12 protein-coding genes are annotated in these 14,896 nt (G+C 67.7%); 3 read left to right on the top strand and 9 right to left on the bottom strand.

All coding sequences use genetic code 11. The features are described from left to right. Positions 1 to 87: 87 nt before the first annotated feature. The 9 genes from F3H87_RS04670 to F3H87_RS04630 form a co-directional block, all read right to left on the bottom strand. A complete protein-coding gene (locus F3H87_RS04670; protein WP_149786208.1) occupies positions 88 to 2,451 on the bottom strand; it encodes a xanthine dehydrogenase family protein molybdopterin-binding subunit in 2,364 nt (787 codons plus the stop codon). 59 nt (positions 2,452 to 2,510) lie between these two features. Continuing rightward, positions 2,511 to 2,996 carry a (2Fe-2S)-binding protein gene (locus F3H87_RS04665; RefSeq protein WP_149786209.1) on the bottom strand — a complete coding sequence of 162 codons (486 nt, stop codon included), beginning with the start codon at positions 2,994 to 2,996 and terminating at the stop codon, positions 2,511 to 2,513. 114 nt (positions 2,997 to 3,110) lie between these two features. Next, positions 3,111 to 4,115, bottom strand: coding sequence for a molybdopterin-binding protein (locus tag F3H87_RS04660; protein WP_149786210.1), 1,005 nt, complete (start codon positions 4,113 to 4,115; stop codon positions 3,111 to 3,113). Then, entirely contained in the window at positions 4,112 to 5,071 is a 960-nt protein-coding gene (locus tag F3H87_RS04655; RefSeq protein ID WP_149786211.1) for an XdhC family protein, read from the bottom strand. The genes F3H87_RS04660 and F3H87_RS04655 overlap by 4 nt, the downstream gene beginning before the upstream one ends. Before the next feature lie 97 nt (positions 5,072 to 5,168). Further along, positions 5,169 to 5,762 (bottom strand): YeeE/YedE thiosulfate transporter family protein, encoded by a 594-nt coding sequence (locus F3H87_RS04650; protein ID WP_149786212.1) that lies wholly within the window; start codon positions 5,760 to 5,762, stop codon positions 5,169 to 5,171. Between the two features lie 3 nt (positions 5,763 to 5,765). Then, entirely contained in the window at positions 5,766 to 6,317 is a 552-nt protein-coding gene (locus F3H87_RS04645; protein ID WP_149786213.1) for a YeeE/YedE thiosulfate transporter family protein, read from the bottom strand. Positions 6,318 to 6,464: 147 nt separating this feature from the next. Then, positions 6,465 to 8,342, bottom strand: a complete 1,878-nt coding sequence (locus tag F3H87_RS04640) for an OmpA family protein (RefSeq protein WP_149786214.1) — start codon at positions 8,340 to 8,342, stop codon at positions 6,465 to 6,467. Between the two features lie 87 nt (positions 8,343 to 8,429). After that, entirely contained in the window at positions 8,430 to 9,680 is a 1,251-nt protein-coding gene (locus tag F3H87_RS04635; RefSeq protein WP_149786215.1) for a vWA domain-containing protein, read from the bottom strand. Between the two features lie 78 nt (positions 9,681 to 9,758). Continuing rightward, entirely contained in the window at positions 9,759 to 10,667 is a 909-nt protein-coding gene (locus tag F3H87_RS04630; RefSeq protein WP_149786216.1) for an AAA family ATPase, read from the bottom strand. A gap of 209 nt (positions 10,668 to 10,876) precedes the next feature. On the opposite strand from F3H87_RS04630, the gene F3H87_RS04625 reads away from it, so the two are divergent. The 3 genes from F3H87_RS04625 to F3H87_RS04615 are packed head-to-tail and all read left to right on the top strand — an operon-like array spanning position 10,877 to position 14,879. After that, positions 10,877 to 11,908: a glycosyltransferase family 2 protein gene (locus tag F3H87_RS04625; protein WP_149786217.1), complete on the top strand. Its 1,032-nt coding sequence runs from the start codon at positions 10,877 to 10,879 to the stop codon at positions 11,906 to 11,908. Further along, complete coding sequence (locus F3H87_RS04620) at positions 11,905 to 12,552, top strand: sulfotransferase family protein (protein ID WP_149786218.1); 648 nt, start codon at positions 11,905 to 11,907, stop codon at positions 12,550 to 12,552. Before F3H87_RS04625 ends, F3H87_RS04620 begins: the two co-directional genes overlap by 4 nt. Beyond that, the gene (locus F3H87_RS04615; RefSeq protein ID WP_223227958.1) at positions 12,492 to 14,879 is read left to right on the top strand and encodes a glycosyltransferase family 2 protein; all 2,388 of its coding nucleotides are present in this window, start codon (positions 12,492 to 12,494) and stop codon (positions 14,877 to 14,879) included. Before F3H87_RS04620 ends, F3H87_RS04615 begins: the two co-directional genes overlap by 61 nt. The last annotated feature ends 17 nt before the right edge of the window (positions 14,880 to 14,896 follow it).

Genomic DNA, 14,896 nt, shown 5'->3' with positions numbered 1-14,896 from the left:
GTTCCTTTCTGCAAGTGCGGGACATCCCGCCTTCATCTTGCCAAAAATACTCCGGGGTGCGCGAGGGGCTGGCCCCTCGCTCCCGGCCTAACCGTTCAGCGCCGCCCAGACGCGTGCGGGCGACAGGGGCATGTCTATATGGGTGACCTCCCTGCCCGCGCGCTGCAGCGCGTCCACCACGGCGTTGACCACCGCCGGGGGCGATCCGATCGCCCCGGCCTCGCCGCAGCCCTTCACGCCCAGCGGGTTGTGGGTGCAGGGCGTCTGGCACGAGTGATCCACCTGGAAGAACGGCACGTCATCGGCGCGCGGCATCGCGTAATCCATGTAGGAGCCGTTCAGAAGCTGGCCGTTCTCGTCATAGGCCGCCCCCTCCAGCAGCGCCTGCCCGATGCCCTGCGCCAGCCCGCCATGGACCTGGCCGGTCACGATCATCGGGTTGACGACGTTGCCGAAATCGTCGGCCGCGGCAAAGCGTTCGATCGTCACCTTGCCGGTATCGGGGTCGACCTCGACCTCGCAGGCATAGGCGCCGGCGGGGTAGGTAAAGTTCGCCGGATCGTAGAAGGCGGTTTCCTCCAGCCCCGGCTCGATCTCGTCCAGCGGGTAGTTATGCGGCACGTAGGCCGCCAGCGTCACGTCGCCCCAGGCCACCGACTTGTCGGTGCCCGCCACGGTAAAGGCGCCGTCCTTCAGCTCGATATCCGCCTCGGAAGCTTCCAGCAGGTGCGCCGCGATCTTCTTGGCCTTGTTGATGATCTTTTCGGTCGCCCGCACCATCGCCGAGCCCCCCACCGCCAGCGAGCGCGAGCCATAGGTGCCCATGCCCATCGGCGTCTTGGCGGTGTCGCCATGCACGATCTCGACCATCGATTCGTCGATGCCCAGCATCTCGGCGATCACCTGCGGAAAGGCGGTCTCATGCCCCTGCCCGTGACTGTGGCTGCCCGTCATCACGCTGATCGAGCCGGTGGCGTTCACCCGCACCGTGGCGCTTTCGTAAAGCCCCGCCCGCGCGCCCAGCTGGCCCACAAGGTTCGACGGCGCGATGCCGCAGGCCTCGATATAGCAGTTGACGCCCAGCCCGCGCAGCTTGCCGCGCTTCTGCGACTCGGCGGCGCGCGCGTCGAACCCGTCGCGGTCCATCATCTCAAGCAGCTTGTCCATCGTGGCGTGGTAATCGCCGGTGTCGTATTCCACCGCCACCGGCGTGGCATAGGGAAACTCGGTGATGAAGTTCTGCCGCCGCAGTTCGATCGGATCGACGCCCAGTTCGCGCGCGGCCTTGTCGATCACGCGCTCAAGCTGATAGGTCGCCTCGGGCCGGCCCGCGCCGCGATAGGCATCGACCGGCACGGTGTTGGTGAACACCGCCTTCACGTTCACGTAGATCAGCGGCGTCTTGTAATTGCCCGCCATCAGCGTGCCGTGCAGCCATGTCGGCACCGAGGGCGCGAAGGTCGACAGGTAGGCGCCCATATTCGCATAGGTTTCGGTGCGCAGTGCGGTAAAGTTGTTGTCGCCATTGAGCGCCAGTTCGATCTTCGTCACATGGTCGCGGCCATGTGCGTCCGAGATGAACGCCTCGGACCGGCTGGCCGTCCATTTCACCGGCCGCGCCAGCTGCCGCGCGGCGAAGGTGCAGAACGCCTCTTCGGCGTAGTGAAAGATCTTGGTGCCGAAACCGCCGCCCACGTCGGGCGCGACGACGCGCAGCTTGTGTTCGGGGATGCCCAGCACGAAGGCGCCCATCAGCAGCCGGATCACATGCGGGTTCTGGCTGGTGGTGTAGAGCGTCGATTCGTCGGTGGCCCGGCTGTAATCGCCCACCGCCACGCGCGGCTCCATCGGGTTGGCGATCAGGCGGTTGTTGACCAGTTCCAGCGTGGTGACATGCGCGGCCTTGCCGAACGCCTCGTCCACGGCGGCCTTGTTCTCCTCGACGAAGCCCCAGTCGTAGCACAGGTTGCTTGTCAGGTCGTCATGCACCTTGGGCGCGCCGTCCTTGAGCGCGGCCTTCATGTCGATGACGGCGGGCAGTTCCTCGATATCGACCTCGATCGCCTCGGCGGCGTCGCGCGCCTGTTCCGGCGTGTCGGCCACGACGGCGGCAATCGGGTCGCCCACGTGGCGCACCTTGCCCTGGGCCAGCACCGGGTGGGCCGGTTCCTGCATCGGCTCGCCATGGCGGTCGGTCACCTGCCAGCCGCAGGGCAGCCCGCCGACGCCTTCGAAATCGGCGCCGGTAAAGATGCGCACCACGCCGGGCATGTCCGTTGCGGCGGACGTGTCCACGCCCTTGATCCGGCCATGCGCCACGTCCGAGCGCAGGAAGGCCACGTAGGCCTGCCCGTGGATGTTGATATCGTCGGTGTAATTCCCGGCCCCCGTCAGGAACCGCACGTCCTCGCGCCGCTTCGGGCTGGCGCCGATGCCATGATCCTTCGGCATGATCTTATCCTCCCTGGTATCCTCTGGCGCTCATCCTCCCCGACAAGCGCGTCACGCAGTCATTCCGCGGCAATGGCCCCGACATCCTGGCCGGACGCCGCCATGATCGCCTTGACGATGTTGTGATAGCCGGTGCAGCGGCAGATATTGCCTTCGAGATAGTCGCGCACCTCGGCCTCGGTCGGTCTGGGATTGTCGGCCAGCAGCGCCGAGGCCGACATCACCATGCCCGGCGTGCAGAACCCGCATTGCAGCCCGTGGTGATCCTGGAACGCCTGCTGGATGGTGTTGAGCGAGCCGTCGGCATTCGCCATGCCCTCGATCGTCGTGACCTCGGCGCCATCCGCCTCGGCCGCCAGCATGGTGCAGGATTTCACCGCCTTGCCGTCCACATGCACGACGCAGGCGCCGCACTGGCTGGTGTCGCAGCCCACATGGGTGCCAGTCAGGCGCAGGTTCTCGCGCAGGAACTGCACCAGCAGCGTCCGGCCTTCGACATCGCCGGACGCGGGCTTGCCGTTCACCGTCATCGTGACCTTGGTCATTGAGGATCCTCCCAGAACGTATTGTTGTCGGTTAGGTCGAGTTAAACACGCCATCCTGCGGTTGAGAACAAAAAACTCGGGGCGCCGGCTTTCCGGCGGCGGCGTGGCCCGGGTTCAGCCGCCCGGCGCGCGGCGCGGACGGGGGCGCGTGGGCATCTCCTTGAGCAGCCCACCCAGCCCCATCGCGGCAATATCGGCGCCGGTGACGTCAAGCCCGCAAAGCACACGCTCCAGCACCCAGTCGGCGCCGTTCAGGGCCGGGCTGCGCGCGCAACCGGGCAGGCCGACGACCGGGCGGGCGTCGGCCGCGCGGCCGATGAACAGCAGGTTGCCGGGATCGACCGGCATCCCGAATCGCGTGACCGTGCCGCCCGCGCGGCGCAGCGCCGCCGGGGCGACATCGGCCACGTCCGAAGTGGCCGAGGCGGTCAGGATCAGGATCGCCTGCCCCCCGGCCGCGGCGATGGCATCGGCCAGCGCGGTTTCCTCGTGCGGCACGACGGTTCGCGGCGTCAGCCGCGCGCCCAGCCGCGCCACGCGCTCGGCCGTGGCCCGGCGCCCCTTGTCGGGCGGCAGCGCATCGCCGACGCGGGTTTCGATCAGGGTAACGGTTTCCAGAACCGGCGCGATCAGCGACAGCGCCGCCCGCGCGCTGGTGCAGGCATTCTTCAGCGCGTCCCGCGGCACGGCGTAGGAAATGATCTTGACCGTGGCGACCATCGCACCCTGCACCACGCGCCTGAGCGGCGGCAGCGTGGCCAGCGTGATCATCGGATCGACCGCGTTCAGCGCGTTCACCGCCGTCGTGTCCACCCGCAAAAGCCCCGGACCGTCCGCGATCAGGTTGACCCGCCCGGCACCCGCCCCCGACAGGCGCAGCCCCTGCGCGGGCAGATCGGGCACCAGCGCCTGCGCCAGTGCCAGCGCGGCGGCGTCCTCGGCCACATCGCCGGGATCAAGCTGTGCGACGATGACCTCGGCGATCCCGGCCGCGCGCAGCCGCGCGATATCGTCACCGGTCAGCACCCGGCCCTTGGCGATCCGGCCCTGCGGCAGGGTCAGCGAATGCGCCAGCACCGCGCCCGGCGCCTGTTCCAGCGGGACCGGGCCGAACCTCATGCCCCCTGCCTCAGCACCCTCGTGATCTCGGCCATGATCGATACCGCGATCTCGCCGGGATTGGCGGCGCCGATATCCAGCCCCACGGGGCCGTGGATGCGCGCGATCCCGGCCTCGGAAAAGCCCGCTTCGGTCAGCCGCTCCACCCGCTTGCCATGGGTGCGGGTCGAGCCCAGCGCACCGATATAGAACACGTCCGAGCGCAGCGCCTCGGCCAGCGCGGCATCGTCGAGCTTGGGATCGTGGGTCAGCAGCACCAGCGCCGTGCGCGCGTCCAGCCCAAAGGCGCGCACGCCTTCGTCGGGCCACTCATTGACGATGGTCTCGCCCGGAAACCGCTCTTGCGAGCCGAAGGTTTCGCGCGGGTCGATCAGCACCGGGTCATAGCCCGCAACCCGCGCGATCGGCACCAGCGCCTGCGCGATATGCACCGCCCCCACGATCAGCATCCGCAGCGGCGGGTTATGGATGGTGACGAAAACCTGCTCTTCCTCTTCAAACCCCGAGCGGTCCATGCGGAACCGGTCGGCATATCCGTCATGCACGATCCGGCGGCTGCCATCCTCAAGGTCGGCCACGACCGCAACCGCCTGCCGGGCCGCGCGCGCAGCGACCAGTTCGGCCAGCACGTCCTCGGGCAGCACCTTGCCCACCGGCTCGACCAGCACGCGGATGGTGCCGCCGCAGGCCAGCCCCACGGCAAAGGCATCGTCGTCGCTGACCCCGAATTCCAGCAGCCGGTGCCTGCCATCCTCCAGTGCCTCCAGCGCCTCGACGATCACCGCGCCCTCGACGCAGCCGCCCGACACGCTGCCCTGTATCTCGCCCAGGCCGGAGACGACCAGTTGGCTGCCCACGCGGCGCGGGGCGCTGCCCCATGTCTGCACCACGGTGCACAGTGCCGCGCCCTTGCCCGCACGATGCCAGTCCAGTGCGATTTCCGGTATCCGATCCATCAGGCGGCCCTCCCTGTTGCGGTGTTGCAGGGATGTTGCCAGAAAAAAGCGGCCACCCCAAGGGGATGACCGCCCGGTCCGCGTGAGTGATGCGTTATTATTCGGCGGGCATGTCCGCCACCTGCCCCCCGCCGGACAGGCGTTCGGGCAGCACAAAGGCCACGGCGATGAAGCCAAGCCCGAGGAGAATGCCCAGGATATCGCCCTGCATCGCCCAGATCCCGTCGAATTTCGATCCCGGCACGCTGCCCAGCGTGACCTTGCCGCCGGCAAGGTCGTCCAGCAGACCGCTGGCCTTCCACATCGGGTAGGTCGCCATGTAGGCCGCAGCCCCCAGCAATCCGCCCGCGATGAAGAACAGCGCGTCCTTGCGCCCCGAGGCGGCAGCACAGACACCGGTGCCGGGGCAATAGCCCGAGGCCGCCCAGCCCGCGCCCAGCAGCAGGCCGCCGATGAAGACGCCGGCATAGGCCGCCTTGACGTCCATGTGGCCGACATCGACAAGGCCCAGCATCTGGCCCGCGAACATGAGGACCGACCCGGTGCCGATGGCCAGCAGGATCGTCTTCATCAGGTGCAGATGTTTCAGCGACAGCATCCGGCCGATCCAGTCGGGATTGGTCGCGCCGACCCGGTCCAGCACTGCGCCGAAGGCCGCGCCGATGACGATTGCAAGAATGATCGGGGTCATGGCTCAGCCCTCCTTCCTATACATCATCATGGCCACGGGCACCGCGCTGGCAAAGGCCCCGGCGGCAAAGATGTAGCCCGAAAGCGAGGTCTGCATCATGCCCGACATCATGTGCCCCGAGGTGCAGCCCCCCGCCAGCCGCGCGCCGTAAAGCACGACGAACCCGCCCAGGAAGGCAACGGCATAGCGTTTCACCGGCCCGTCGCCGAAATTCGCCCGCCAGAGCGCCGGGCTCTGGCGTTCCGCCGCGCCGATGCCGCCACGCGCCATCGCCGACAGGAACGCGCCCAGCATCATCGCCAGCACGAAGACAAAGCTGTAATTCAGCGGGTTCATGGCGTTCCCGGCGTATTTACCGCCCGATTTCGCCATATAGGCGTTGGTCGAGGTATAGCCCTCTTCGGTTTCCGTGATGAATTCGGAATTGACCGCATCCGCGATCATGCCGTCGAGGATGACGAACTGGGTGCTGACGCCGATCGGCTTGACCAGCAGCACCGCCAGGAAGAAGACAAGGCCCAGCAGAACCCCGCCCGTTTTCCAATTGAGTGGCATCTTGCCCTCCCGGGTGGTTACATTCCGCAACAGGAATACAACGGCGCCCCGGGTCCGGCTTTGACCTGCGTCAATGAATTCTGCATTCGGAATGCGTAGGGGCGGACCATGCGATCCGCCCTTTCGCCTTGCTAATCCGCCAGGCCGTCAGCGCGAGGCGGACTGGCGCAGCAGCGGCGTGATCCTGCGCACCGCGGCACGGCGGTTGGCGTGCTCGGCCTGCGCGGTCGGCACCAGAAGGTCGCTTTCGCCATAACCCTGCAACACCATGTTGGCAGGCGGCACGTCGAAATACTCGGTCAGCGCCAGCGCCACGGACTCGGCGCGCCGGTCGGACAGGGCCAGGTTATAGGCGGCATTGCCCACGGCGTCGGTATGGCCCTCGATCAGGAACACCTCGCGCGGGTCGCGCTCGATCATGCGGCGCATCGCGTTGCCCAGCGCGGCCAGTTCCTCGGCCTCGCGCGGGCGGATCGCGGCCGACGCGGTTTCGAAATTGATCGTGGTCACCGATATCTCGGGCACAAGCTGCCGGACGCGGTCGATGTTGCGCACCTGGTTCAGGGTAAAGGCGCGGTTCGTGCCCTGCACCTCTTGCGCGCGCAGCGCGTCGGCCAGCGTCTCGGGATCGACATCCTGAAAGCGGATCTGCCGGCGCTCGTCGGTCTGGGGCAGTTCGTTCACGACGACCTGTTCCTCTTGCTGCGTATCGTCGAACAACACCACTTCGGAGCCGTCGCGCAGGATACGGGTGCGGCGCAGCACGCGGCCATCGGCGGTGCGGATGGTTTCCACCTGCGTGCCGTCGTCATAGCTGACGACATTGCGGGTCGAGCCGTCCTGAAAGCGGTAGGTCTGCACCTCGGCGCCGGGGCGGCGCAGCAGCACGTCGTCGTTGCGCAACACGCGCAGGCGGTCGCCCTCCTGCACCACGATCCGGTCGCCGCTGTTCGAAACCACCTCGGCGTTGTCGCCAAGGATCTGCGACAGCGCCAGCGCGCCCAGCCCCAGAATGGCGGCGTTGCGCAAGGTGTCGTTGTCGTCATCGTCTTCGTCGCGGGCCTCGGCGCCGACTTCTGCCGACCCCTCGGCGCTCTGGTCGATCCCGGTTTCGAAATCTTCCGAGGATTGCCGGACGTCCTGTTCGGCGATGGTTTCCTCGACAACCTCGGCCTCTGCCGAGTCCGCCGACGCATCCTGCTGCGCGGCGGCCGCGGCGGCGGTGTTGTCGCTTTGGGCCACCGCGTCGGCCTGTGCCTGTGCCTCGGCCTCGGTCTGGGGGGCGACCGATTCCCCGGCCTGATCCGTCGGCGCCTGGTCGGCGGCCTGCTCTTCCGGCGCGGGCTCTTGCGTCGCCGCAGGCTCTTCGGTCTGCGGGTCCGCGTCCTGCTGCTGTTCGGCGGCCTGCTCTTCGGGGGTCACATCCTGTTCCGCAGCTTGCGGGTCCGACGTGTCACCGGCAGGCGCTTCCGCGGCCTGCCCGGTTTCCGCCTGTTCGGCAGGAATGTCAGCGGGCTCCTGCGCGTCGGTTTCAGCCGCCTCTGCGGGCGTGTCGGCGTTGTCGCCTTGCGCGGGTGGATCGGCCTGCGTTTCCTGACCCTCGGTCTGCTCAGCCTGTTCCGGCGCGGCCTCGGCAGCCTGCGGATCGGCCTCGGGCGTTTCGGCGGTGTCCTCGGCCGCCTGCGACTCCTGCGCCTGACCCTGCTCGGTGCCTTTCGGATTGTCCTGATCCGGCGCGACATCGGTGGTTTCCCCCGTGTCCGGCACGACATCCGTATCCCCGGTATCGTCCTGCATATCGGCCAGCCGCATCACGCTGTCGCAATCCAGACCCTCGGGCAGGTTCGGGGCCGCGCCTTCAGCGTTCTCGCAAGCTTCGGCAAGCTCGCTCAACCGCTCCTGAACGGCGGGCGGCAGGTCTTCGGGGGTTTCGTAATCCGATTGCGGAACCTGCGGCGCTGCCGGGATGGTGAACGCCAGGGACAGCGCGAGCGCCGATACAAGAGTATGCTTCGGTCCGGGCATGACGGGTCCTTCCGTTTCCTGAAATGTCCGCCATTCAACGCACCGCCCCGGCGCGGGGTTCCCTCCCGCGCACCGGCACCGCCAGGATCACAGCATCGCCATCAGCCGGTCCTTGTCGCCCCGGTCGCCCGCCTCGGAAATCGCGCGGCCCAGCGCCGCAAGGCTCTGGATATTGTGGCCCGCGCGGAAGGCATCGACATGGGGCAGCATGGCGCGGATACCTTCGGCCTTCGGCGCGAACCCATCCCAGCGCAACAGCGGGTTGAGCCAGATCAGACGCCGCGAGGACAGGTGCAGCCGCTCCATCTCGCGGCCGAGGTCGTGATCGGTGTCGCGGTCCAGCCCGTCGGTGATCAGCAGCACCACCGCGCCCTGCCCCATCACACGGCGCGACCAGTCGCGGTTGAAAGCGTGCAGGCAGGCGGCGATGCGGGTGCCGCCCTCCCAGTCCTGCGCCTCGGCCCCGGCGGCGGCCAGCGCCTGATCGACGTCGCGGGTGGCCAGGTGCCGGGTGATGTTGGTCAGCCGCGTGCCGAAGGTAAAGGCATGGACCCGCGCCCAGCCCGCGCCCTTTTCATTCGCCACCGCATGCAGGAAATGCAGGACCATCCGGCTGTACTGGCTCATCGAACCGGAAATATCGCACAGCACCACGAGGTTCGGCCAGCGCGTGCGATGCGCCCTGCGGTTCAGGTCGCGCAGCTCGCCCCCCTGCCGCAGGCTGGCGCGCATCGTGCGCCGCCAGTCCAGCGCATGCCCCGTCAGGCTGGCGCGCATCCGGCGCGAGCGTAACGGCTGCACCGGCAGCTTCAGCCGCGCGATCATGCGTTTCGCCTCGGCCACCTCGGCGGTGCTCATCTGTTCGAAATCCAGCGTCTTAAGCCGCTCCTCGCGGCTGATCGTCATCGAGGCGTCGACCTCGATCTGCGTTTCCTCCTCGCCCGCTTCGGGGGTGTCCACCTCGCGGTCGACACCGTCCAGCAACGCCTCGGCCGCGCGTTTCTCGGCCGCCTGTGCGGCGCGTTCCTCCTGCACGCCGCGCACGGCGGGCAGCATCATCGCCATCATGTGTTCCATGTAACGCGGATCGCGCCAGTAAAGGCGAAAGACCTGCGCGAATACCCGCGCCTGTTCGGGGCGCGAGACGAAACAGGCGTGCAGCACCCAGTAGAAATCGCGTTTCTCGGTAAAGCCCGCCGCCGCGACCGCGCGGATGGCGTCGATCACCCGGCCCGGCCCGATCGGCAGCCCGGCCTTGCGCAGCGCGCGGGCGAAATGGGTGATGTTATGGGTAAGCTTCGGGTTCTGGGGAAGGTCCAGCGCGGGGTATTCAGGCATGGCGCCTTTGCCCGCGGTTGCAACGGGGGGCTGTCTGCCCCCCGCACCCCCCGAGGATATTTGACGAGAGAGGATGCATCAGGCCGGTTCCAGCCCGGCGCGCGCCTCGTCGAGAATGCGCTTTGCCTCGGAGCCTTGCAGGCGGGCGATGTCGTCCTGGTATTTCAGGATCGCGCCCAGCGTGTCGGCGATCACTTCGGGCGACAGGTCGATCACATCGAGCGCCAGCAGGCACTTGGCCCAGTCGATGGTTTCGGCCACGCCCGGTTTCTTGAACAAATCCTCGGTGCGCAACCGCTGGACAAAGGCCACCACCTCGCGGGACAGGGTTTCGGCGGCCTCGGGGGCGCGGGCGTGCAGGATCTCGATCTCGCGCTCGAAGCCGGGATAGTCGACCCAGTGATAGAGGCAGCGCCGCTTCAGCGCATCATGCACCTCGCGCGTGCGGTTCGAGGTCAGGATGACGATGGGCGGCTCGGGCGCCTTGACGGTGCCGAGTTCCGGGATCGTCACCTGGAAATCGCTGAGCGCCTCAAGAAGGAACGCCTCGAACGGCTCGTCGGTGCGGTCGATCTCGTCGATCAGCAGCACCGGCGCGCCGCCGACCTGCGGGCGCATCGCCTGCAGCAGCGGGCGTTCGATCAGGTACTCCTCGGTGAACAGCTCGGTCTTGAGCGCGTCGCGGTCGGCGCCGCCAGCGGCCTCGGCGGTGCGGATGGCGATCATCTGCTCGGCAAAGTTCCATTCATAGACCGCCGAGGCGGCATCCAACCCCTCGTAGCATTGCAGCCGGATCAGGCGGCGGCCAAGCGCCGCGGCGATGGCCTTGGCGATCTCGGTCTTGCCGGTGCCGGCCTCGCCCTCCAGAAACAGCGGCCGGCCCAGCCGCAGCGACAGGAACACCACCGTCGCCAGCGCCCGCCCGCAGACATAGCTCTGGCCGGCCAGCGCGTCCTGCACCGCGTCGATGGTTGCAAAGTCCTTCATACCGGTCCTCCCTGCCAGCAAGAGAAGTGCATCTGCCGCGCGGCAGGTCAACACCCGCGATGCCACGGCGGGGCCCGAGATTGACCTTTTTCCCCTGACCTGTCATGGTTTTGGCCATAAACTCCGGCCATACGGGGCGCAACCCGGCAGGCCACCCGAGGCGTAAGACCAGTGATGATTGCCGACATGACAGCCGGGGGGCAGGCGTGATGCGCATTACCGCCGTCACCTGCGTTAAGAACGAGGGCCCTTTCCTGCTGGAATGGATCGCCTTCAACCGGCTGATCGGCGTCACCGACCACCTGTTCTATTCCAACGACTGCACCGACGGGACCGACCGGCTGCTGGATGCGCTGGCCGCGCGCGGGATCGTGCAACACCTGCCCAACCCGGCCCGCGGGCGCAACTACCAGATGGAGGCGTTGCAGGACGCCGAAAAACAGCCCCTCGTGCGCGAGGCCGACTGGGTCTGGGTCGCGGATGTGGACGAGTTCCTGAACATCCACGCGGGCGATCACACCATCCCCGCGCTGATCGAGGCCTGCGGCGATCCGCAGGCGATCAGCGTCACCTTCCGCTTTTTCGCCAATGACGACGTGGACGGGTTCGTGGACCGCCCGGTGATCGGGCAATTCACCCGCAGCCACAATCCCGACCTGTGGTGCGGGGAAACCGCGATCGAGGTCAAGACACTGGTGCGCAAGGATTTTCCGCTGCATTATTACGGCGCGCACAGGCCGTTCTTCAAACCGTCGCTGCCGCCGCGCAAACGGCCGCGCTGGACAGACGGATCGGGGCGCAAGGTGCCCTACAGGTTCCTGACCGCCGCCAGCCGGCGCAGCACCCGCAGGTTCGCGGCCGCCGGCGCGCGCGAATTCGCCACGCTCAACCATTACGCGCTGCGCTCGCTCGACAGCTACATGGTCAAGACCGACCGCGGCGACGTGAACCGCGAGAACCGCGCCTTCGACGACACCTATTGGCGCGAAAGGAACGATCCGGCCTGCCTGGACACCTCGATCCAGCGCCACCTGCCGGCGCTGGAAAAGGCGCTGGCTGCGCTGAAATCCGACCCCAGGATCGCCGCCCTGCATGGCGAGGCGGTGCGGCTGCACAAGGCCCGGCGCGACACCTTGCTGGCGCAACCGGGCTATCGCCGGATGCGTGCGCAACTGAGGGCCGCCAGCAAGCTGCCCCCGGCGGAAGAGGCGCTGCTGGCCGAGCTGGGGCTGGCCCCGTGACCGGCCGCCTGCGCGTCATCAATCTCGGCCTGCCGAAATCGGGCACAACGACGCTGGGCCATGCGCTGAAACGGTCGGGGCTGAAGACCGCCGATTACCGCATCCGCCCGCACCAGACCGATGACGAGACCTTGCAACGGCAATTCGTCGGCCAGCTGATGTACGAGGGGTATTTCCACACCGGCGACCCGCTGGCAAAGATGGACGTGTTCGATTGTTTCTCGGAAATCAACGTGTTGCGCGGCGGTCTTTCGCTGTGGCCGCAGATGGACTGGGGGCTGATCGACGCGATCCGCCGTCACCATCCCGGCGCGCGTTTCCTGGCAAGCTGGCGCGACCCGCACGCGATCTCGGACAGCATGTTGCGCTGGTCGAACCTGGGCACCGAACGGCTGCCGCGCGGGCAGATCCCCGGCCTGCCCGCCGGTTTCGGCGAAACCGATGACGAGCGCGTGCGCTGGATCACGGCGCATTACGCCCATATCGACCGGCTGTTTCAGGGCGACGACAGCTACCTTCGGTTCGACATCGCCGATCCCGGGGCGCCCGACCTGATCGGCGGCCACCTGGGCGTGGCGCTGAAATGGTGGGGCCGGCGCAACGTGGGCAAGCCCCGCAAGGCCAAACCGACGGAGAGCGCCTGATCCGCATCTACCTGCATATCGGCCTTGCGACCATGGGCGCGGCGCGGCTGCAGGACGTGCTGGCCGACAGCCGCGTGCAGCTGGCGCAGATGGGATACCTCGTCCCGCGCGCGGCGGGGGGCGGCAACCACACCCGCCTGTTCATGGCCGTTACCGACCCCGGCCATGTCGATCCGATGCGGTTCAGGCGCGGCTATGTCACCGCCGAACGGCAGGCCGCGCTCCGCGATGACCTGGCGGCGGCGCTGGCGCGCGAGGTGGCGGCGGCAAAGCCCAAGGCGCTGATCCTCTCGGCCTCGCAACTGGGACCGTCGCTGGCCCGCCGGTCCGAGCTGGAGCGGCTGAAGGCGCTGCTGTCCCCGCTGTCGGACGATATCCGCATCCTCGCCCATGTGGACGAACAGGCCCGCGCACTGACCCGCCACTATGCGCAACAGGTGCTAGGGGGGCGCGGCACCGCGCTGGACCTTGAACTGGGATTGGCAGGCGGCCAGAACTGGTGGGACGACGCGCTGTCGCACTGGCATGCGGGCGATCCCGGAAAGGGCCGGTTCCCCGAGGTGCAAGCCCCAGCCTTCTGGCTGGATTATCAACGGCTTGTCACCCATTGGGAGGATGTTTTCGGCGCCGGGTCGGTCACCCTGCGGCCCTATGACGAGGGGCGGTTTTACGGCCCGGACGCCACCGGGGAGTTGCGGGATATGTTCGACATCGGCGAAACGCCGGACCCGGCGCAACCCGCCAGCCCCGATGCACCGCCATCGGCGGCCTCGCTGGCCCGCGCGCGGCAGTTGAACGACCTGATCCTGCGCCTGCTGGCACGCACCGACCGCGTGCTGCCCCGGCAACTCTGGCGCAGGTTCCATGCCGAGATCGCGGTTGACGGCGACCCGCTCGACCCCGGCGACCTGTCTGCCATCGCCCGGGCGTTCGGGACGCAGAACAAGGCGCTGCTGGCGGCGCATCCGGCGCTGACGCCCGAATGCCTGCAACCCGACCGCGCCACGCCGGGCGGCTGGTCCGAGGCCGATCCCGGCCATGGCTACCGCGCCTCGCAATACCTGCTGGCCTTCCTGCCGCGCATCGACAAGGCCACGCGCGAGGCGCAGGCGGGTGGCGACGCCCCACCGGCGCAGGACCGGCTGAGCCCGGCGGCACGCGCCATCCTGCCGCCGCTGGCGGTCGAGAATTTTCACAGGCTGAAGGCCGGCACGCTCTGCCCCCATAACGACCTGGGCCGCACGGACGAGGACGCGCCCGCCCCCCCTTACGAACCGTTGCCGCCCCGCAGCCTGCCCGATGGGTCGACCGGCCGGGTGATCGTCGGCTGCATGAAGAACGAGGCGCCCTATATCCTCGAATGGGTCGCCTATCACCGCGCCATCGGGATCGACAATTTCCTGATCTACACCAACGATTGCAGCGACGGCACCGCCGAGCTCCTGCGCCGGCTGGACGCGATGGGCATCGTGCAGCACCGCGACAACGACGGCTGGAAAGGCAGATCGCCCCAGCAACACGCGCTGAGCCTTGCGATGGACGAGGCGGTGGTCAGGGATGCCGACTGGATCGCCCATATCGACGTGGACGAGTTCATCAATGTCCGCTGCGGCAACGGCACGCTGGACGATCTCCTTGCCGCCGTGCCCGATGCCACCAATATCGCCATGACCTGGCGGCTGTTCGGCCATAACGGCGTGGCCCGGTTCGGCGACCGGTTCGTGATCGACCAGTTCGACAGCTGCGCGCCGAAATACTGCCCCAAGCCGCATACCGTCTGGGGCTTCAAGACGCTGTTCCGCAATACCGGCGCCTATTCCAGGTTAAGCTGCCACCGCCCGAACAACCTGTCGCAAGTATTTGAAAACAAGGTGAAATGGGTCAACGGATCGGGCCGGGACATGACCCGCGAAGCCGCCCGGCAGGGCTGGCGCAGCTCGCGCAGGACCATCGGCTACGACCTGCTGCAACTGAACCATTACGCGCTGCGCTCGGCCGAGTCGTTCCTGATCAAGCGCCAGCGCGGCCGCGCGCTGCATGTGGACCGCGCCATCGGGTTGAATTACTGGGTTCGCATGGACTGGGGCGATGTGCGCGACCTGACGATCAAGCGCAACATCCCCCGCCTGCGCGCCGAATACGACCGGCTGATGGCGGACAAGGCGCTTGCCGGATGGCACGCGAAGGGCGTTGAATGGCATCGCGCCACGGCCGAAAAACTGCACGCCATGCCGGAATTCGAAGAACTGTACCAGCAGGCGCTGAGGATGAACCTGACCGGGGTCGAGCGCGTGGCCTACGCGATGACACTTGATACGAAGAATTAGGAAAGGCGTGTAACGAA

The organism is Lutimaribacter pacificus (assembly GCF_900142185.1).
Classification (GTDB): domain Bacteria; phylum Pseudomonadota; class Alphaproteobacteria; order Rhodobacterales; family Rhodobacteraceae; genus Lutimaribacter; species Lutimaribacter pacificus.
This window is presented reverse-complemented; position numbering and strand designations above follow the sequence as displayed.